Below are 19107 nucleotides of genomic sequence, written 5' to 3'. Positions count from 1 at the left end.
CGCTATGCTCTGCTAATACCGAATTTAGTGGGAGTCTCTATGAGCGTTCGTTTTGCAAAATCACAAATCCTCCTGCACTGGCTGACGCTGGTGATGGTGATCCTGACTTACAGTGCCATATTGCTGAAGGACTCTGTGCCGGATGACAGCGCGGCATTGGTGAAGGATCTGCACTTTAACTTCGGCCTATCGGTATTTGTGCTGATGTTTATCCGCCTTGGGCTACGCCACCGGCATCCTACTCCACCGATCACTCCGGCCTTGCCGAAACTACAGGCGCTAGGGGCGAAAATGCTCCATTGGGTGCTGTATCTGCTGTTTTTATCGTTGCCGATATTGGGCTTCTTGACGTTGGCCTATGGGGGCAAACAGTGGTTGCTGCTGGGCTGGCAGGTGCCGCAGTGGATCACGCCTGACGCGGGCATACGCCGCACGCTGAAAATGGTGCACGAAACCTTGGCAAACACGGGGTATTTCATCGTCGGCATCCATGCCTTGGCCGCCATTTATCATCACTATGTGCGCGGTGACGACACCCTGCGCCGGATGATGCCCGGCAAATAGTTCGCGCTGCAGAAACAACAAAGGGGCGCAGAAGCGCCCCTTTATCAATGTACCTGGCGAGATTGCCGTTAGGCAACCATCAGCATGAAGGTGCCTACCCATGCAACCAGCATGAATGAAACGCCCATCAAAAAGTATTTCACGTAACAACTCCTTGTGGAGTCCTCGCAAACCAACGATCCCGATTGTTGTCTGAGTATTTTGTGGCAAATCAGCGGCGGATGGCGGGTTCTTCAATCAGAAGGAACAACGTCCAGAGCTACGATTTACCGGTCGTTGCGATTCAAGTTCCTTGAGGTTAACCAGGAATCACAACAGGATCGGCGCTAATGTACTCCCAAAATCCTACCCATTTCAATACTGTGTTTTTGATCACATTTTTTGTCGGTTTTTTACCCTGCAGTGAGTTGAAACGGGCGCAGTATGCAGCATCCCTACGAGGTGGGATGGTTGATAAATGCCATAAGTAACAGTTTGTTACAAGGCATCAGGCTACGGCGCTGACGCTGGCGATCAGAATAGCCCAGAAGACCAGACAAGAAAGCAGGATAGCGGCCCAGACATGACGACGGTTGAGTTCCATTTTTAGCCTTCACTTTGCAATCGGTGGTTGTTTAATAACCCTATCGGCGCAAAACGGTAAAAATTTACTCTCTGGGCAAACTATTTATTCTGATTGCTGGCGGATCGCCACTACCTTGGTATGCACTTCGTAGCCGAGCAGAAACAGGGCTTGTTCAAGGGCCTCAACCTTCGAGGCATAGGCCACATCCAGCAACCGATCGATCTGAGCACCGTTAAGGCCCATCTGGCGTGCCAGCAGTGCTTTTGAGGTGTTGCTGCTCAACATATGGTTGTGCAGTTCCAGCTTTAATTTCACCAGCACCGGTAAATGCAGGGCGATGTCACCGCTTTGCAATGCGGAGGCCGCAGGCACCGGGCGCCCTTCTTCCATTTCAATGGCGATAGCCGTCAGCAGGCTTTCCTGCGCCTCCAGTTCGACATCCTCACGTTTGTAGCAGGCGGCTTGCTGCTCGGGGAAATCCCGTAGGGTAATTTGCCAGGCATCGCTTTCGCTATCGAAGGCGTAATGGGCGGGATAGTGGCAAGGCATCATATTTCCTGCTTGGGGGGAAGTGAGCCGCATTGTGACCGGTTGGCGACAACAATGCCAGAGATTGGCGTCCTTAAAGCACGGGGATAATCGCTGTGTAGGCCGCCAAGCTGAAAACAGGGTTATGCAGTATTTTTTTTGGACGGTGACTGATGTTTTATTAGCAACTTATGCCAGAATTATCCTATAGCCCAATGATGATCCGGATTAACATGAAATACAGATTTAACGATCGTGTGCTGTTTGATGGTGATACCGGAACGTTGGGTCCAAGCGACTTTTCCGACGAGCCCACGGCTATTTCCAATCCCGCCAAACGTCTTTTGCTATTACTGATCGCCAACTATGGCAAACCCGTGGAACGTGAGGTGATTTTCAAAAAGGTGTGGGACGACTACGGCATGATCTCCAGCAATAACAACCTTAATCAATGCGTGAGCAAGTTGCGCCGGGTGCTTAAGGTGATGGGGATCGATGATGAGGTGATTGTCACCGTGCCGAAGATAGGGTTTATGTTGCGCCGCGAGATCCAGGTTGAAATCAGCCAGGAAGACGATGGACATTTTACCCCGTTAGTCCCTGCACAGACAGTGAGTGATGAGGCCTATTTGCCATTAGAGAGCGGGCTGGAAACCGAAGCCGAGACTGACGATGATATTGCTTCAACTTCCGAGGCAGACGATGAGCCCGATCTGCCGACAAGCGTAGAGATTGCTGCTCCTGCCAACAAAAAACGTCTTGGTTGGGGTCTGATCGCGACGGTTGCTGGTTTGGTTTTTGTACTGGGGATCGCATCTACGATGTACGCCACCAATTCACTGGCCAGACAGGAGGTGTTTCTTGGCAAGGCGGGGAGTTGCAAGGTATTTATGTCGACATCCACGCAGTCAGGGGTCCCCAGCTCCAGTCTGAATCAGGACATGTTGTCCTATGTGGAGCAACGAAAAGCCGAATGCCGGGCAGATGAATACCTGCTAGTGGTACGCAGCAACCAGGTTCGTTCTTTTATTTCTGGCGTGAGTCGCCTGTTTTTTGTTCGCTGCACTATCGTACGTGAGCACAAAATAGAGTTTTGCTCAGGGCTAGAGAACGACAGTTTGCCGTTGTTGCAGTAAGGCTAAGTAAAAGAATGGGCCTGATCATTGCAACAGTAGTCTGGTTTTTTGGTGGGGTGGGCAACAATTAGCCGAATTGTTTAATTTTTGTATGAAATGAACATAAAACAAACAAGTTTTTTGTGCTTAACAATGAGACCGTGTAGAGTTTTACGCATAAAACAGGCCATTAAAAACATTAAATTTGGATTTTAAACCTAAATAATTCCAATTTAATAGTTAATGATTCTTTTATACCGCTTGTGGGTTAAGATTTTTCTCGTCAACGGGTGGTTAGGATTGTTCTTAAGTAACTGACTGGTGACGCTCACCACGGAACCTGCGAAGTTATCGCAGAACGGTGGAAACAAACAAGTACGGCAGGATGGTAAATAACGGACCGATGACAGTAAAGCTTCTCGGGCGCACCAATCGGCAATGTGCTTGGTTAACTACAGTTATCTTATAACGGATTAGGATCATTATGAAATTTTACAACACCAAAACTACCCTGCTGGCCGCTGTTATCGGTATGACTTTTGCGGGCTCAGCCCTGGCAGCCGATGGCACTATTACCATCAATGGCACCATTACTGACACTACTTGCGATATTTCGGTCAACAACCAGTCTAAAGACGCCACGGTAACGTTGCCGACCATTTCCATCTCTGCGCTGCCAGCCGTTGGGGCAACTGCAGGGGCAACACCTTTCAGCATCGCACTGACCAACTGTGCGGGGGCTACACTTAATACTGCCAGCACCTTCTTCGAAGCGGGCGCTTATGTTGAACAGAGCACCGGTCGCCTGAACAACTCGGCATCGGGCACGGCGACCAACGTCCAGGTTCAGCTGTTGAACGCCAATCTGGGCAGCATCATGGCGGGTAGCGCACATAGCCAAGGCGATTTGGCCGTTGATATTAGCTCCGGTGGCGGCGTAATGAATTATTACGCGCAATACTATGCGAACGGGACGGTCACGCCAGGTACGGTTAATACCCAGGTGGATTACACCATCATCTACCTGTAAGACATCCAGCCGTGGGATGAGGGCAGCCTCATCCCTTTCAGAGGACAGCGCCATGTTAAGAACTCTATTTACCGTTTCCGCCTTTAGCTTGGCGCTGACATGGACAGTTGCCGCTGATGCTGGTGTGATCATCAACGCCACACGCATTATTTATAACGAAAACAGCGGTGAAGCGATTACCCAACTGCGTAACCAAGGGACCAGCCCGGTGTTGATTCAGTCCTGGATCGATAACGGCGATGTTAAATCCAAACCCGACACCGTCAAGGTGCCTTTTACCCTGACGCCACCGGTAGCCCGTATCGATCCGGGCAAAGGGCAGGCGTTGCGTATTGCACGTACCGGCGGCGGATTGCCGAGTAACCGTGAATCACTGTTCTGGCTCAATGTGTTGGAGATCCCACCCAAGGCTACCCAAAAAATAGCCGCGGGCGACAACCTGATGCAGTTCTCTTTCCGCACCCGCATCAAACTGTTCTATCGGCCGAATAACCTGCCAATGACCCCGGCTCAGGCTTACGAAAAGCTGGATCTGAGCTTACGCAAAGGGGCTGCGGGTTATGAAATCGTCGCCAAGAACCCATCGCCTTATTACCTTACTTTCCGCCAGATTGAAATTCGTAGCGCCAAAGGTGCGCCAGTACTGGGCGATCTAGGGAAAACGCAGGAAAGGATGGTGGCACCCTTTGGCGAGTTGGTGATGAAAATTCAAGGAATGAAATCGGCACCGTCAGCAGGCTTAAAAGCGTTTTATAGCCTGATTGATGATTTCGGTGGGGATAACAAAAATGAGCGGACGTTGGCGGGCAGTGGTAAGTCTTGATTGGCGGCCCTCTTTTCTCAACCAGATTTATATTGCGGGAGCCATTTTACTGGCTCCCATAACGTTGGCTTATGCGGATGAAAGTGAGGCTATTGAGTTCAACGAGTCTTTTCTGCGTTCGTCCGTCGATGTCAGCCAGTTCTCCAGCGGTAACCCGGTTGCTCCCGGCATTCACCGCATCGATCTCTATCTTAACGACCAATGGAAAGGGCGTCAGGACGTCAACTTTTCCCTGGCTTCGCCGCAAAGCAGCATCGCTCAACCTTGCTACGATCTGAAACTGTTAAGCCTGTTCGATATTGCCTTGGATAAACTGGACAAGGCGGTGCTGTCGCGCTTGCAGCAAGGGGAACAGTGTATTGCGTTGGGTGAACTGATACCTGGCGTGGAGGGCAATTTTGATAGCGGTGGCCAACGGTTGGACGTGCGTGCGCCGCAGTCTTTGCTGCAGCATGAAGCCCGTGGTTATGTCAGCCCTGAGCTGTGGGATAACGGCATCACGGCGGCGACCCTGCAATATGACTACAACGCTTACCGTGCCGATCATTCCGACTCATCTGCTCAAACCACCCAATTTCTGGGGTTGCGTGGCGGATTAAATTGGGACGTGTGGCGTCTGCGTTACCGGGCGTCGGCCAATTGGAATGATGACGAGGGTTTTCGCTATCAAAGCAATGAAACCTATCTGGAACGGCCTCTGGTTGGCTGGCGTAGCCGGATGGTGCTGGGCCAATCGACCACCGACGGTCAAGTCTTTGACAGCATTGGGTTCATTGGCGCTCAGATCAGCTCGGACGATCGTATGTACAGCGATTCCCAACGTGGCTTTGCCCCGGTGGTGCGCGGTATCGCCAATACCAACGCGTTGGTGCGTGTAAGCCAGCGTGGCAGCCAGATTTATGAGACCACCGTACCGCCGGGGCCGTTTGTTATTGACGATCTCTATCCTACCGGCAGCGGCGGCGATCTGCTGGTCACGGTGACCGAAGCCGACGGCACTGAACGCAGCTTTACCGTCACCTATGCTTCGATTGCCGAACTGCTGCGGCCAGGTGTAACCCACTATTCACTGATGGCGGGGAAATATCGCAATAACTCGGTGAGCGAAGAACCTGCCATTGCGGTGGGCACCTTGAGGCATGGTTTCACAAACCTGCTGACGGGGTATACCGGTGTGATCGGTGCCGATGGCTATGCGGCGGCCTCGGGCGGTTTGGCATTCAATACCGATTTTGGTGCGCTGTCGGCGGATATTACCCAGGCACAAACGCAGTTTGAGCACCGTCCTAACGAGCAGGGGCAGAGCGTACGTCTCACCTATGCGAAAATTTTGCCGGTAGTGGATACCAACATCACGCTGGCCAGCTACCGCTATTCCAGCTCTGGGTATTACAACGTGGATGACGCCATGTTGCTGCGCGATCGCGACAGTAACGATAGCGGCTTTGCTGACTATAACAGTTGGAAACGACGTAATCGTTTCCAGATTAACGCCAGCCAGTCGTTGCCGGAGGGGTTTGGGACTGTCGCGTTGAATGCCAACGTGCAGGATTATTGGGATCATGACCAGACCGACCGCGAATATCAGCTTAGCTACAACAATCATTATAACAAGCTGAATTATGGGGTTAACTTCGCACGGACACGCAACCTGGCAACCGGAAACTGGGATAACAAAGCCATGCTGACCCTGTCGATCCCATTGGGTTCCAGCTCGCGCGCACCTAACCTGACCAGCAGCTATACCCAGCAAAAGGATCGTCAGGGGTTGCAGAACTCGCTGTCCGGTAGCCTGGGAGAGGACCGGCAGTATAACTACAGCGCCTTTACCAACTACGACTATGATAAAAATGGTAGCAACAGCGTTAGCGGTGGCGTCAACGGCTCATGGGCCGCGCCTTATGCCTTCGTTGGGGGCAGCGTTTCCGCAGGCCAGGGTTATCAACAATATGGCGCCAATATGTCCGGTGGCCTGGTTGCCTATAGCGGCGGAGTGGTGTTTACACCGATGCTGGGGGAAACGTCGGCAATCGTCGAGGCAGAAAACGCCAAGGGGGCCAGGATCACCAACTACAGCGGTCTGCGCCTGGATAACAGCGGAAAGGCGGTGGTCCCTTACCTCAGCCCTTACCGTCAAAATACCGTGGAGTTGGATCCGAAAGGGCTTTCCAGGGATGTGGAGCTGAAATACACCAGCCAGAAGATCGCGCCGACCGCCGGTGCCGTTGGGCTGTTACGTTATGAGACCGAAAGCGGCTACTCGATCCTGGTGACGGCCCGAGACGTTGCGGGTAATCCGTTGCCCTTTGGCGCAAACGTGTCCGACGAACAACAGCGTAGCGTGGGGTATATCGGTCAGGTTGGTGAAGGCTTACTGCGGGTTAACAACCCTAAAGGCCAGTTAGAGGTGAAATGGGGGGAAGGGGCCGGAGACAGTTGCCGGTTTAACTATCAGTTGCCCGCCGTATCGCCTGGGGATGAACCAGACTATCGCCGCCTGGAGGTAATATGCCAATGAAGCAACGACTGACGTTGGTCCGTTTGTTCACGCCGAGGCTCGGCGCAGGGTTCCGGCTGCGGGGTAAGCGCTTGCTTCTTGGCTTATTGCTGATATTTGGCTACGGCGGAGCGACCAGCGCCGAAGGGCTTGCGGTCAGTTGCGCGCGTAACAGCGGTTATTATCAGTTTTTCGACACGGCCACCATTGAGATTGGCAAAGACAGCGCTGTGGGTGACGTGCTGGGGCCTTGGATCAACTCTTACAACTCCACGGCCTGGAACTGCACCCCCAATAGCGCCTACCAGCAGCCGGTGCAGTTTAGCGTACAGGGTTACCCGCCTTACACCACGCGCAATACCATCGTGGTCGATGGGCAAACTTACATGCTGTATAACACCACGGTAAAAGCCGGTCTGGGGTATATCGTCCGTTGGCGTTATACCCTGAATGGTAAAACCACCAACTGGCAGCCGTTGACCATTGGCACGGGTGGGCAGCAGACCCATCCTGAGACCATTACCGTCAACTACAGCGGTAACCGCTTCTATTTGGGCGTTGATGCTCAGGTGCGGTTTGTGAAAACGACCACCGGCCTGACCGCTGGCGCAATTCCCTTGTTCGATCCAATTTATCTGCGGCATTTAGAGACGTATAACGGCATTGCTCTGCCGGGCGATCTCACCTACATGATTGCCCAGTTCAAAAGCGGCGGGACTATCGCCAGTGGCGGCACCTGCACCACTCCGAATGTGAATGTCGATCTGCCGGAGGCCAGCGTCGGTCAGTTCAACGGCGTGGGTTCGGTGGCAGGGCGTAAAGCCTTTGAGCTGGCGTTCAACCAATGCCCGGCGGGCTTGGCCAGCATTGGTTACAGTTTTGCCGCCACGACACAGGTGCTGGATGCTGCCAATGGTGTAGTTGCACCGAACGCTACCTCAAGCGCTAGCGGCGTCGGGATACAGTTACTGCGTGGCAACAACCTGCCGGTGACGTTTGGCACTATTTATCTGCTGGATAACTATAATAGTTCTGCCAAGGCCAACTATCGGGTTCCCATGCAGGCTGGCTTGTTCCAGGTGGGTAATGCGGTAACCGCAGGTACGGCCAACACCGCAATCACTTTTACGCTCAATTATAAGTAGGGTAAAAATGGCAGCTATGTCTGGTTTCACGCCACAATATCGCAGGCTTGGCCGTTGGCTATTGATTACAGTGATGGCCTTATTTATCCCACTGAGCCACGCCGAGATATACCTGGGAGCCACGCGCCTGATTGTCAACGGCAAGGATAAGGAAGCGACGCTGCGAGTGACCAACGAGGGTCGCTCAGCGGTGCTGCTGCAAGTCTGGGTGGACAATGGTGATAGTGAGGCGGAACCGGAGAAAATCGCCACGCCGTTTACCGTAGCGCCGCCGATCTTGCGCCTGGACGGGAAGCGGGCACAGCGTCTGAGAGTGTTGTTTACCGGGGCGGAACACACGCTGCCGAGCGATCGTGAGTCGGTGTTTTGGCTTAACGTGTTGGAGATCCCGCCTAAAGTGGCCAGCAATACGGCCAGCCAGATGCAGATGGCGTTCAGAACCCGCATTAAATTATTCTACCGGCCACGGTCATTACAGACGATGAACACGGCCAACGTGCAGGAGCAGTTGCGCTTTAGCCTGGCAAAACAGGGCGGCAACCCGGTGTTGCTGGTCAGCAACCCCACGCCTTTTCACCAGACATTATTAGAAATGACGGTGGGCCGCGATAAGCAGCAGGCCGTCGTTACCCTGGTACCGGAAAATGGCATGGTAAGCCCAAAAGGGCAGGCTGATTTTGCCTTAACCGCGGCTAAAGGCCCGGTGAATGCTGGCATGAAGGTATTTTACTCGGTGCTTGACGACTTTGGCACTGTGGTTACGGCAGAGCGAGTCTTGCAGGCGGAGCAATCTTCCTTGCCGCGCTAGGTATTTCTGCGATCTCTGCCCACTTTTTAATCACACAGCACGTATGGCGTATATTTTTTAGCTTTTGCGAGTATTCTTAGAAGTGCAGCACATTTAACGAGCGATTGTCATCCTGCTTGTGGCACGTCAACTTTACTGTAAAACGTTGAGGAGGAGATCATGGAAACTTTGGAAAAGTGCTATGTCTATGCCAAGAACACCAGCAACATGGATTTTCTCGCTTCTACGGTGGCATTCTTGGAGTTTCAGGGTCGTGAAGTCGATGCTAACGGCGTGGCGGGTAATATGTCGCGTGAACAGAGCGATAACTTCTTCGAACGGCTCAATCATTACCGTTCTATCTACAAAAAGCAGAGCCAGCCAGCTTGAATTCACCCCTAAGGCCCCGTTTTCGGGGCTTTTTCATTTAACTTTTTAATTTAAATAAGATTTTTTGTGATTTAGTTCGAAAACGAAAAGATAGGTCGAAATGCCCCTGCGGTTGAGCTCAAGGGGCGTTGTTGCTTAGGGGCTGGTCGCTGTAAGCATCTGGAAAGTTTGTTTACCACATCAGATCGTCAGGCACGACAAAATCGGCATACGGATCTTCTTCATCTTTAGCCTCTTTGCTCAGCTCGGCATTTAATACAATGCTGCTCGCATCACGCTGCGCAATTTTATCTGCCACGATCGCGGGTATAATCGCGTATTCGCCATCAGGATTCTTATCGGTAATCAGACGAGCAATGGCAAGGCGGCCACTAATCAATTGAGATTGAGTCGTTTTATCCACATATATTTTTTTAATTAAATTATTATCTGTGAAGTTATAGCCAATATCGCCATTTGCAATAACGATGCGGTTCATTTCAATAAGCTGCTTAACCTGGGCTTTATATTCTTTAGCTAAGGCGGCCTGCTTTTGCTGCTCATTCAACTGTTTATCACGTTCAATCTGTGCTTTTTTGTTTTCTTCCACGGCCTCTCTTGCCTCACGAGCCTGAACCCGCGATTTTTTAGCCGTTCTTTCCACTTTCGCCAGTTTTTTACTGTTGACCAGTCCAGCTTTAAGCAGCTGCTCTTGTAATGTTAGCTTTGCCATGTTCGTTTCCGAAACCGATTAAATAATGCCTTGGATTATACCCTTAACCTAAGAGGTTGTGCCAGGGGACGGAAAATTTCCACGCAAATTACTGATAGCATTGACTATTATACCCTCAACCTAATCAAGACCTGTGCTCATCAGCCATGGCGATAAACCTGAACAACCTGACAATGGGTAATGAACATTATGCATGAAATTCAAACAATTAGATATGTGACTGGATTAATAGGTTCTGCTTTATGAAGTCTTCAACATCCTCCTTCGCCTGCTTTAAGGATCCCTCCGAAGGTAGCGTGAACAGATATTCACTGTAGCCAAATAGCATCGCGTCTAGCTGTCGTGCTACGCGGGGGGCTTCAACACTGCGAAATGCTCCTTCTTCCATACCGGATCGAATAATTTGGGTAAGAACCTGATGCCACTCTTCTAAAATCGACTGCATCAGACTGGCATAAGATTCATTATGCGTGGAGAGTATCCATAGAGACCCGTACAGTTTCCTGGTAGGGTCAGGCGTTGCAGAAATATTACCATCAATAAATTCTTGCAATTTCTGATGGGCAGGTAATGGTTTAAGCATTATGCGAAACTCTTCCAGTTCCGTAAGCATAAATTTTGTTACTGCTTCGAGACATAGCGATTGCCAGTTTTTAAAGTAGTGATAAATATGGCTACGGGAGAGGCCTAAGGACTCGGTGAGATCACGTGTTTTCACATTCTCAACGCCTTTTTCAATAAACAGTTCGACAACAGCACTGAGAATTTTATCTCTCATCGGTTCTGATTTACATTTCACGGCCCATCTCCTTCTTGACTTTGAGCAACTGCTCAAATAGCATGTTCTTATCATTTGAGCGATTGCTCTATTATTATTTTAACAGAAACCCCTTCAATGAACAGTCGAAATATTCCCGCTCCTCCAGTGGCCGGAAGTGCTTCCAACACTCTGAAATCACTGGCGAGTCGTCACCGAAGAAAGTTATCCCTGACTTTTTTCCTGGTGATTGCCGAGAACGTTACCTACCTGCTCTATCCAATACTGGCAGGTGTGTCCATCAACGCCATCCTGGCAGGGCAGACGTTAAGTGCTGTGCTGTATGGGGTAATGATCTTATTTATCTGGTGCCTTGGTGCGACACGAAGGAGTGTGGATACGCGTGCTTTCGCCAGAATTTATGCCGCGCTGGCGGTCTCTGTGGTGATGACGCAGCGTAAAATAAAGCTGAATTATTCTACCGTGGCGGCCCGCGTAGTGTTATCAAGAGAGTTTGTCGATTTCTTTGAGTTGCATTTGCCGATGCTCATTACTTCTCTGGTCTCTATGATTGGTGCTGCCGTCATGTTACTGCTCATTGAATTTTGGGCCGGTGTGGCTTGTCTGGTCATATTGGCCTTTTTGGCCTGCTTCCTCCCAGGATATGCCATTAAAAATGAAGCACTGTATAACAGACTGAATAACCGCCTTGAAAAAGAAGTGGATTTTGTCAGTACAGCCACCAGGCTTTCCCTGGAACGGCATTATTTGACACTTGCGAGGCTGCGCATAAGGCTATCCGATCGCGAAGCCATAGGCTATCTGTCTATTGGGGGGCTGGTTGCCCTGTTGTTTAGCCTAACTATCGTCTGGATGACTCAGGCGAAGGGCATCAGTGCTGGTCATATCTATTCTGTGATGACCTATATGTGGATGTTTGCTACAAGCCTTGATGATGGTCCGCAGCTATTGGAAAAATATTCACAACTTAAAGATATTGGTAAAAGGATCAACACTGAAATAGTGGAAAAGGACTAATGCCGCTCACTTTTCATTATGTTTGGAATACACACGGTATTTCTAAATAAATCATCATCAATACGGATGTCATTCAATGTCCCAGTTTTTTATCAATAGGCCAATTTTTGCCTGGGTCATCGCCCTATTTATTATTCTGGGAGGGGTCCTTGCTATCCCGCAATTGCCGGTGGCCCAATATCCAGCCGTTGCACCACCCAGTGTGTCGATAACGGCAACCTATCCTGGAGCAACGCCAGAGACGATGAATACGTCAGTTATTTCACTTCTCGAACGCGAGATAGCAGGGGTTGATAATCTGCTTTATTTTGAGTCGTCCAGTGACACGTCGGGTATGGCATCCATTACGGTGACGTTCAAGCCTGGCACGAATATCAACCTTGCCCAAATGGATATTCAGAACCAGATAAAAGTGATCGAACCTCGCCTTCCTCAGGTGGTGCGTCAGAATGGTGTCAATGTTGAAGCCGCCAATTCGGGGTTTCTGATGATGGTGGGATTGACGTCGCCTTCCGAGCAATATGAAGAAGCCGATTTGAGCGACTATTTTGCACGCCATGTGTCTGATGAATTGCGGCGAGTGCCTGGCGTGGGCAAAGTTCAGTTATTTGGTGCCGAAAAGGCGATACGTGTTTGGTTGGATCCCATCAAGCTGTTCACCTATAAACTGTCGGTTAATGATGTGCTCACGGCGCTCGGTCAGCAAAACATCCTGGTTTCACCGGGGCGTATGGGTGATGAGCCCGCCCTTTCTGGACAGCGGGTTACCTACCCACTGACGGTTCAAGGACAGCTTTCTTCACTGGACGAGTTCCGCAATATTACACTTAAAGCAAACAACAACGGCTCGCGATTGAGATTAGCGGATGTTGCCCGAGTGGAGTCCGGTTTACAAAGTTATGCTTTTGCGATCCGCGAGAATGGGTTGCCTGCAACTGCAGCGGCGATCCAGCTCTCCCCTGGGGCAAATGCAATCAGTGCTGCCGAGGGTATCCGTATGCGTCTTGATGAACTGTCCGCAAATCTGCCGCAAGGGATGCAATTTACAGTTCCTTTTGACACGGCCCCGTTTGTGAAACTCTCGATCGAGAAAGTCATCCAGACCTTTGTTGAAGCAATGATCCTGGTGTTTCTCGTGATGCTGCTTTTTCTGCACAAAATTCGCTGTACGGTGATCCCTGCCATTGTTGCGCCAGTCGCTTTGCTGGGCACATTGACCATCATGTTATTCAGTGGTTTTTCCATAAATGTACTGACCATGTTCGGTATGGTGTTAGCTATCGGCATCATTGTGGATGATGCGATCGTGGTTGTTGAGAATGTCGAACGTCTCATGGCGGAGAAAAAGTTGCCGCCCAAGCAAGCGACACGTATTGCGATGGCGGAAATTACCCCGGCAATTATCGGTATCACCCTGGTATTGACCGCCGTATTTATCCCTATGGGCTTTGCCAGTGGTTCGGTCGGTGTTATTTATCGGCAGTTTACACTCTCGATGGCGGTGTCCATCCTTTTTTCGGCATTTCTCGCCCTGACGCTGACACCTGCACTGTGCGCTACCTTGTTGAAACCTCATGGACAAAAAGAAGGTTTGGGGAGTAGATTTTCACACGGCTTCAATCGTAAGTTTGATGGCTTATCTGTTCGCTATGGATCTGGATTGAAGTATGTGTTGAAGCGTACAGGAAGAATGATGCTGCTTTATGTTGCTCTATGCGGCTTGCTGTTTTTCGCGTTGCAAAAACTGCCTTCATCGTTTCTTCCGGAAGAGGACCAGGGCTATTTTATGTCCTCAATGCAACTTCCTTCAGATGCGACTATGGAGCGGACTCGTGAAGTCGTACAGCAGTTTGAACAGACAATAGCGACACGTAACGCCATTGAGAGCAATATTTCTATTCTGGGATTTGGATTTTCGGGGTCGGGCCCAAATACGGCAATGGCATTCACCACATTAAAAGACTGGAAAGACAGAAAGGGTTCGACGGCTCAGGGAGAAGCCGATTTTGTTCAGACAACACTGGGCGAGGTGCCTGATGCCACAATTTTAAGTTTGTTGCCGCCAGCGATTTCAGATATGGGGACATCATCAGGATTTACGCTGTATGTTGAAGACCGGGGGGGGAAAGGTTATCCCGCATTAAAGCAAGCGGCAGAAAAGCTCGTCGCACAGGCTAATCAAAGTCCACTATTAACCGATGTCTACATTGATGGATTACCTCAAGGCGTGAGTGTTGCACTGAATATAGATAGGGAGAAGGCTGAAGCATTCGGCGTTTCTTTTGACGAGATCGGCCAGGCGCTTTCTGCCGCCGCTGGTTCTTATTATGTGAATGATTACACGGAACGCGGCCGCGTTCAGCAGGTCATCGTTCAGGCTGATGCCGATTATAGAATGCAGCTTACTGACTTACTGAAAATCTCCGTCAGAAATAGAACCGGTGAAATGGTGACGCTTTCGTCTTTCGTGAGCCCGTCTTGGACTTTAGCCCCAAGTCAATTGAATCGCTATCAGGGATATCCTGCATTCAGGGTAATGGGAAGCGCAGCGGCGGGCCAATCGAGTGGCACGGCGATGGCTGAAATGGAACGATTGGCTGATTCGTTACCTCATGGATTCCAGGCCGAGTGGGCCGGGAGCTCTCTGCAGGAAAGAGAATCTGCATTACAGTTTCCCATGCTTATTTTGCTGTCCATTCTTGTGGTGTTTATGGTGCTGGCGGCACTCTATGAAAGTTGGTCAACGCCTTTTGCCGTTATGTTGGTGGTTCCGTTGGGGCTGGCTGGTGCAGTATGTGCGGTGATCATTGCTGGTATGTCAAATGATGTCTTTTTTAGAGTTGGCATGATCACCATCATCGGACTTTCTACTAAAAACGCCATTCTGATCGTTGAGTTCGCTCGGAAACTACGTATGCAGGGGATGGATACTGTTACTGCAACATTGCTAGCGGCTAAACAAAGATTACGGCCGATTGTTATGACTTCTCTGGCCTTTACGCTGGGTGTTGTTCCCTTGATGCTTGCTACTGGTGCTAGTGATAAGACTCAGCATGCAATAGGTACGGGTGTCTTTGGCGGTATGATCAGTGGGACTTTATTGGCAATATTTTTTGTGCCCGTCTTTTTTGTCTTTGTCAGTGGATGGGTAGAAAGAAAAGGCAACGTTAAATAGATAAGGCAGTATCTGGCCATGGTTATATTTCCATCATGGCCAGCGTTAATCTTTTTTGTCCCCGTTATGATTCTGTTCTGGTTTACTGGCATGAACAGTCCCAAAAGGCCAAAGCCGTTTCCGCTGTCGTGCGTTGTGATACGTATTCTAACGAACCTATATCTATCGATGGTGTTGCTATTTTAGGTTTCAAAATTAATCAGTATTATTGATTGATTTTGCGACCATAACAAAGTGAAATTGATATTTTTGTTTGTGCTGCCAGTTGAGAGTGTTGTTCGGTCTTGTAAAAGTTGTTGTTGTGCTATAACTGGCTATCATCTCTCTTTTAAGTTTTTGCCGCCTTTGAAAGGATTGTCTATCGTTATGCCCGTTAATTTTGATCTCAACGATCTTTATGCCTTCCGCGCTTTGGTTGAATACGGTAACTTTAGGCTTGCTGCGGAGTCCATCTGCCTTTCACCGTCAGCATTGAGCCGCAGGATCGAGAAGCTGGAATCAGCGCTTGGCATAAAATTGTTCGACAGAACCACCCGGCGCGTTACGCTGACACTTTATGGGCAGACCTTTGCCGAGCGTTCAGATCAACTATTGATGAACTTTGAGTTGGTATTAGCGGATATCAATAAGGCCAGTCAGACTCGAACGGGGTTGGTCACTGTTGCCACGGTGCCTTCGGCTGCCTATTATTTTATGCCCGACGTCATTCGTCGCTTCCAGGCTCGCTATCCGCGTGTTCGCGTTAAACTGATTGATAGCAGTGTAGGTAATGTTATCGAAGCGGTTACGAGTGGGCAGGCGGACTTCGGCATCTGTTTTGCGAGAAGCCTGCAACCCAATATTGAATTCCTTCCCTTGATAGGGGATGTTTACGTGGCTGCCTGCAGGCGCGATCATCCCATCGCCAGTAAAAAAAACCTCACCTGGCGCGAATTTTATCAGCAGGACTATGTGGGGTTGGACAAGACGTCAGGAAACCGTAATCTGCTCGATCAGATGTTGGCACATATCATTCCCGAACGCCCCAGTGTCTGCGAAACTCGTCATGTGACGACTCTGCTGGGTATGGTTGAAGCGGGCATCGGCATCGCTGCCGTGCCCGCTATGTCAATGCCATCTTCAGAGCATTCGGTACTGACCCACCTGCAGTTAACCGATCCAATTGTGAAGCGTACAGTTGGTCTAATCAAACGCAGTGGACGCATTCAGTCCTATATTGCTGCCGAGTTAGAAAAGTTGATTACTGAACAGTATCACTCTAGTTAACCGGCTGTTCAGCTTTCACGGTTCTCATCCCTGTGGCCCGAATGACCTTTTGAGCCTGGGCGGAAGACAGGAAATCCAGCAGCGCTTTACCCCCTTGACGATGTTCTGCTTTCGCGGTGATCGCGCCAGCAAAGCGGGTAATGTACTGCACATCTTCTGGCAGTTCGCCAATAAAGGTTACGCCCGGAACAGGAAGCAGTTCACTGACTTGCTGGAAGCCCAGCTCATATTTTCCTTTTGCCACTTCTGATGCCACAGGAATACGTTCAATCATATTAGTTTTCTCTTGCAACTTGGCTTCAATACCCAGCTTTTTGAACAGCTGGCTGCTGATATAGCGGCCGCTGGCACTGTCAGAATAGGCAATGGATTTAGCATGTAGCAGAGCATTACGTAGATCTGCAGTCTTCTCGATATTGGGTATCGAGTCCCCTTGCTTTACTACCATGCCAATTGGCGAGTCGGCCAGCTCCACGCGTGAACCTGGTTGGATCCAATTATCCTTTTCTAAATTTTCCAGTGCGCCTCCAACCATTATCACCACATCGGCCTTTTCACCGCGCGCCAAGCGTGCAGGGATCGCCTGGGGAGTCTTCCCCATGGAGGGGCCGGATACCAAAATGATTTTGTCGCCACTCTTCGCTTCGAATTGTGGGGCCAGTTTCTCCAGTGCGGCTTTAAAGCCGCCTGAAATCATGACGGTAATGTCTTTGGCCTGTACGCACACGCTGACAGAGGAGAGCACCAGTGTTGCAAGGAGTGAACGAGAGATCTTTTGCATGATGTAATCCCTGATTTAACGTGCTGTTTGTAGTGATAACGTGCTGCGGCGGTATAGATATAGCGTCGCCAGCAATGCGCACAAGGCGGCAAAGCACATCCAATAGCCAGGTGAAGCTTTATCGCCGGTATACTCAATCAGTGCGGTAGAGATAACCGGTGTGAATCCGCCAAAGACCGCGGTTGCCAGACTGTAGGCCAGCGAGAAACCTGCAACCCGAACTTCGGCCGGCATGATCTCTGTCAAGGCTGGGATCATGGCACCGTTATAGAGGCCGTAGATGAAGGACAGCCATAACAGTACTGTCAGCATCATGGAAAAACTTGGGGCTTGCGCAAGCAGGCTGAGTGCTGGATAAGCCGTGAGCAACGTCAACAGTGTCATGCTAACCAGAACCGGCTTGCGGCCGAAACGATCTGACAGGGCGCCGCCTATTGGCAGCCAGAGGAAGTTAGAGATTGCGACCAACAAGGTCACCAGCAAACTGTCAGATGCGCTAAGCATCAACACTTTTTTACCGAAGGTTGGTGCATACACTGTGATCAGATAAAACGCGGTGGTCGTCATGGCAACCATTAGCATGCCAGCGATAACAACTTGCCAGTTCGTTAACAGGGTTTTAAATACGTCACGCATTGCCAGGTGGGTGCGACGGGCAGTGAACTCCTGTGTTTCTTCCAGTTTGCGGCGCAGGAAAAAGATGAAAGGTACAATCAGGCAGCCAAACAGGAAAGGAATACGCCAGCCCCACTCGCGAATAGCGCTTTCTTCCATGGCTGCATTCAGCGCGAAGCCCATCGCCGCGGCCACCATAATGGCCACTTGCTGGCTGCCGGACTGCCAGCTGGTATAAAAGCCTTTACGGCCCGGAGTGGCAATCTCAGCCAGATACACGGATACGCCACCCAGCTCTGCTCCTGCCGAGAAACCTTGCAATAAGCGCCCCCCCAGCACCAGCAATGGGGCCCAAAGACCGATTGTCTGATAGGACGGAATGAGCACAATCAGGAAGGTTCCTGCGGCCATAATCGACAAGGTAACAATCAGTCCTTTGCGTCTGCCTACTTTATCAATGTATGCCCCCAACACCACGGCACCGATAGGGCGCATCAGAAAGCCAGCGCCAAATACTGCAAAGGTCATCATCAACGAGGCGAATTCACTGCTGGCAGGAAAAAAGGTATGTGCAATGTAGGTGGCATAAAACCCGAACAGAAAAAAATCAAACTGCTCCAAGAAGTTGCCAGAGGTAACACGCAGTATCGCGTCGGCTCTTGCTCGAGTCGTCATGGGAATGTTGGGTGAATTCATCGTTATCTCCAGTTGGCTATTGACGCTTTTGTTGCGTCTGTTTCTGAAGACTGGAACAGGAAAATAAACTAATTAAGCGCAATAAACTCATGAACTGATGCGTATCATGCATCAATGGCCATTAACAATTGGATGTGACAGTGGTAACGGCTTGTTAACAAGCTTGGCGTGTGCAGCCTTCTACAAAGCCCACAAAAAACATCATTCACGTTTTGTGACCAGCTTCATACAAGGATAATGGAAGAACAAGCTAAATACGGGTGGATCAGGGCACTATCTGGTACATCACTGAGCGGGACAAAGTAGAAATCTGAGCGACTTCCGCATTTTTAATGCGTGAGGTTGCGACCTGTTTCAAGGTCAGCATGGGTAAAATATGTTGTCCGATATTTGCCTGCGATGGAGTACCGCCGTCAATGAACCGATGCGAACTGGGTTTAAAGGGATTTTGCGAACTAATACGGAGGGTAGCGAACGATGGACTGGTGTCCCCTGCAGGAATCGAACCTGCAACTAGCCCTTAGGAGGGGCTCGTTATATCCATTTAACTAAGGGGACACGGCGGGCGCAGTATACCCATTTTTGCGCTTGGGTTTAAGGGGCTATTGGTCTGATTGCCTGAA

Annotated in this window: 17 protein-coding genes and 1 tRNA gene; 11 read left to right on the top strand and 7 right to left on the bottom strand. The window is 50.2% G+C overall.

Going from position 1 to position 19107, the window contains the following annotated elements; genetic code table 11:
- Nucleotides 1-39 precede the first annotated feature (39 nt).
- Entirely contained in the window at nt 40-564 is a 525-nt protein-coding gene (locus KGP17_RS18950) for a cytochrome b (protein WP_021806091.1), read from the top strand.
- A 68-nt stretch (nt 565-632) separates the two neighbouring features.
- Here KGP17_RS18950 and ypdK read toward each other — a convergent pair whose 3' ends face one another.
- Nucleotides 633-707, bottom strand: a complete 75-nt coding sequence (gene ypdK / locus KGP17_RS18945; protein ID WP_099782600.1) for a membrane protein YpdK — start codon at nt 705-707, stop codon at nt 633-635.
- Nucleotides 708-1231: 524 nt separating this feature from the next.
- Nucleotides 1232-1678: a hypothetical protein gene (locus KGP17_RS18940; RefSeq protein WP_223499687.1), complete on the bottom strand. Its 447-nt coding sequence runs from the start codon at nt 1676-1678 to the stop codon at nt 1232-1234.
- A 212-nt stretch (nt 1679-1890) separates the two neighbouring features.
- On the opposite strand from KGP17_RS18940, the gene KGP17_RS18935 reads away from it, so the two are divergent.
- The 7 genes from KGP17_RS18935 (at nt 1891) to KGP17_RS18905 (ending at nt 9444) form a co-directional block, all read left to right on the top strand.
- The gene (locus tag KGP17_RS18935) at nt 1891-2793 is read left to right on the top strand and encodes a transcriptional regulator (RefSeq protein WP_021806089.1); all 903 of its coding nucleotides are present in this window, start codon (nt 1891-1893) and stop codon (nt 2791-2793) included.
- 463 nt (nt 2794-3256) lie between these two features.
- Nucleotides 3257-3802, top strand: coding sequence for a fimbrial protein (locus KGP17_RS18930; protein ID WP_021806088.1), 546 nt, complete (start codon nt 3257-3259; stop codon nt 3800-3802).
- 52 nt (nt 3803-3854) lie between these two features.
- Nucleotides 3855-4625 (top strand): molecular chaperone, encoded by a 771-nt coding sequence (locus KGP17_RS18925; protein ID WP_021806087.1) that lies wholly within the window; start codon nt 3855-3857, stop codon nt 4623-4625.
- The gene (locus tag KGP17_RS18920) at nt 4591-7143 is read left to right on the top strand and encodes a fimbria/pilus outer membrane usher protein (RefSeq protein WP_223498153.1); all 2553 of its coding nucleotides are present in this window, start codon (nt 4591-4593) and stop codon (nt 7141-7143) included. The genes KGP17_RS18925 and KGP17_RS18920 overlap by 35 nt, the downstream gene beginning before the upstream one ends.
- Nucleotides 7134-8267 (top strand): fimbrial protein, encoded by a 1134-nt coding sequence (locus KGP17_RS18915; RefSeq protein ID WP_059201419.1) that lies wholly within the window; start codon nt 7134-7136, stop codon nt 8265-8267. The genes KGP17_RS18920 and KGP17_RS18915 overlap by 10 nt, the downstream gene beginning before the upstream one ends.
- A 7-nt stretch (nt 8268-8274) precedes the next feature.
- Nucleotides 8275-9075 (top strand): molecular chaperone, encoded by an 801-nt coding sequence (locus tag KGP17_RS18910; RefSeq protein ID WP_223498152.1) that lies wholly within the window; start codon nt 8275-8277, stop codon nt 9073-9075.
- 159 nt (nt 9076-9234) lie between these two features.
- Nucleotides 9235-9444 (top strand): hypothetical protein, encoded by a 210-nt coding sequence (locus KGP17_RS18905; protein ID WP_021178640.1) that lies wholly within the window; start codon nt 9235-9237, stop codon nt 9442-9444.
- Between the two features lie 172 nt (nt 9445-9616).
- Here KGP17_RS18905 and KGP17_RS18900 read toward each other — a convergent pair whose 3' ends face one another.
- Both KGP17_RS18900 and KGP17_RS18895 read right to left on the bottom strand, forming a co-directional pair.
- The gene (locus KGP17_RS18900) at nt 9617-10156 is read right to left on the bottom strand and encodes a DUF2058 domain-containing protein (protein WP_021178639.1); all 540 of its coding nucleotides are present in this window, start codon (nt 10154-10156) and stop codon (nt 9617-9619) included.
- A gap of 208 nt (nt 10157-10364) precedes the next feature.
- Nucleotides 10365-10955: a TetR/AcrR family transcriptional regulator gene (locus KGP17_RS18895; RefSeq protein ID WP_037375551.1), complete on the bottom strand. Its 591-nt coding sequence runs from the start codon at nt 10953-10955 to the stop codon at nt 10365-10367.
- Nucleotides 10956-11051: 96 nt separating this feature from the next.
- Here KGP17_RS18895 and KGP17_RS18890 point away from each other — a divergent pair, with 96 nt between their 5' ends.
- From KGP17_RS18890 to KGP17_RS18880, 3 genes are all read left to right on the top strand, one after another.
- Nucleotides 11052-11951, top strand: coding sequence for an ABC transporter six-transmembrane domain-containing protein (locus KGP17_RS18890; protein WP_223498151.1), 900 nt, complete (start codon nt 11052-11054; stop codon nt 11949-11951).
- A 76-nt stretch (nt 11952-12027) separates the two neighbouring features.
- Complete coding sequence (locus tag KGP17_RS18885; protein ID WP_209522673.1) at nt 12028-15126, top strand: multidrug efflux RND transporter permease subunit; 3099 nt, start codon at nt 12028-12030, stop codon at nt 15124-15126.
- 366 nt (nt 15127-15492) lie between these two features.
- Nucleotides 15493-16392: a LysR family transcriptional regulator gene (locus KGP17_RS18880; protein ID WP_021806080.1), complete on the top strand. Its 900-nt coding sequence runs from the start codon at nt 15493-15495 to the stop codon at nt 16390-16392.
- Here KGP17_RS18880 and KGP17_RS18875 read toward each other — a convergent pair.
- The 3 genes from KGP17_RS18875 to KGP17_RS18865 all read right to left on the bottom strand — a co-directional run bounded on the left by KGP17_RS18875 (nt 16385) and on the right by KGP17_RS18865 (nt 19042).
- Nucleotides 16385-17173 carry a substrate-binding domain-containing protein gene (locus tag KGP17_RS18875; protein ID WP_223498150.1) on the bottom strand — a complete coding sequence of 263 codons (789 nt, stop codon included), beginning with the start codon at nt 17171-17173 and terminating at the stop codon, nt 16385-16387. The two genes, KGP17_RS18880 and KGP17_RS18875, sit on opposite strands and share 8 nt — an antisense overlap.
- Before the next feature lie 15 nt (nt 17174-17188).
- The gene (locus tag KGP17_RS18870) at nt 17189-18484 is read right to left on the bottom strand and encodes an MFS transporter (RefSeq protein WP_021806078.1); all 1296 of its coding nucleotides are present in this window, start codon (nt 18482-18484) and stop codon (nt 17189-17191) included.
- Nucleotides 18485-18967: 483 nt separating this feature from the next.
- Nucleotides 18968-19042 (bottom strand) — tRNA-Arg (locus KGP17_RS18865).
- Nucleotides 19043-19107: the final 65 nt, after the last annotated feature.

Source organism: Serratia sp. JSRIV001 (assembly GCF_019968745.1).
Classification (GTDB): Bacteria; Pseudomonadota; Gammaproteobacteria; order Enterobacterales; family Enterobacteriaceae; genus Chania; species Chania fonticola_B.
The sequence above is the reverse complement of the archived record's forward strand: the minus strand, read 5'-3'. Positions and strand labels throughout refer to the sequence as shown.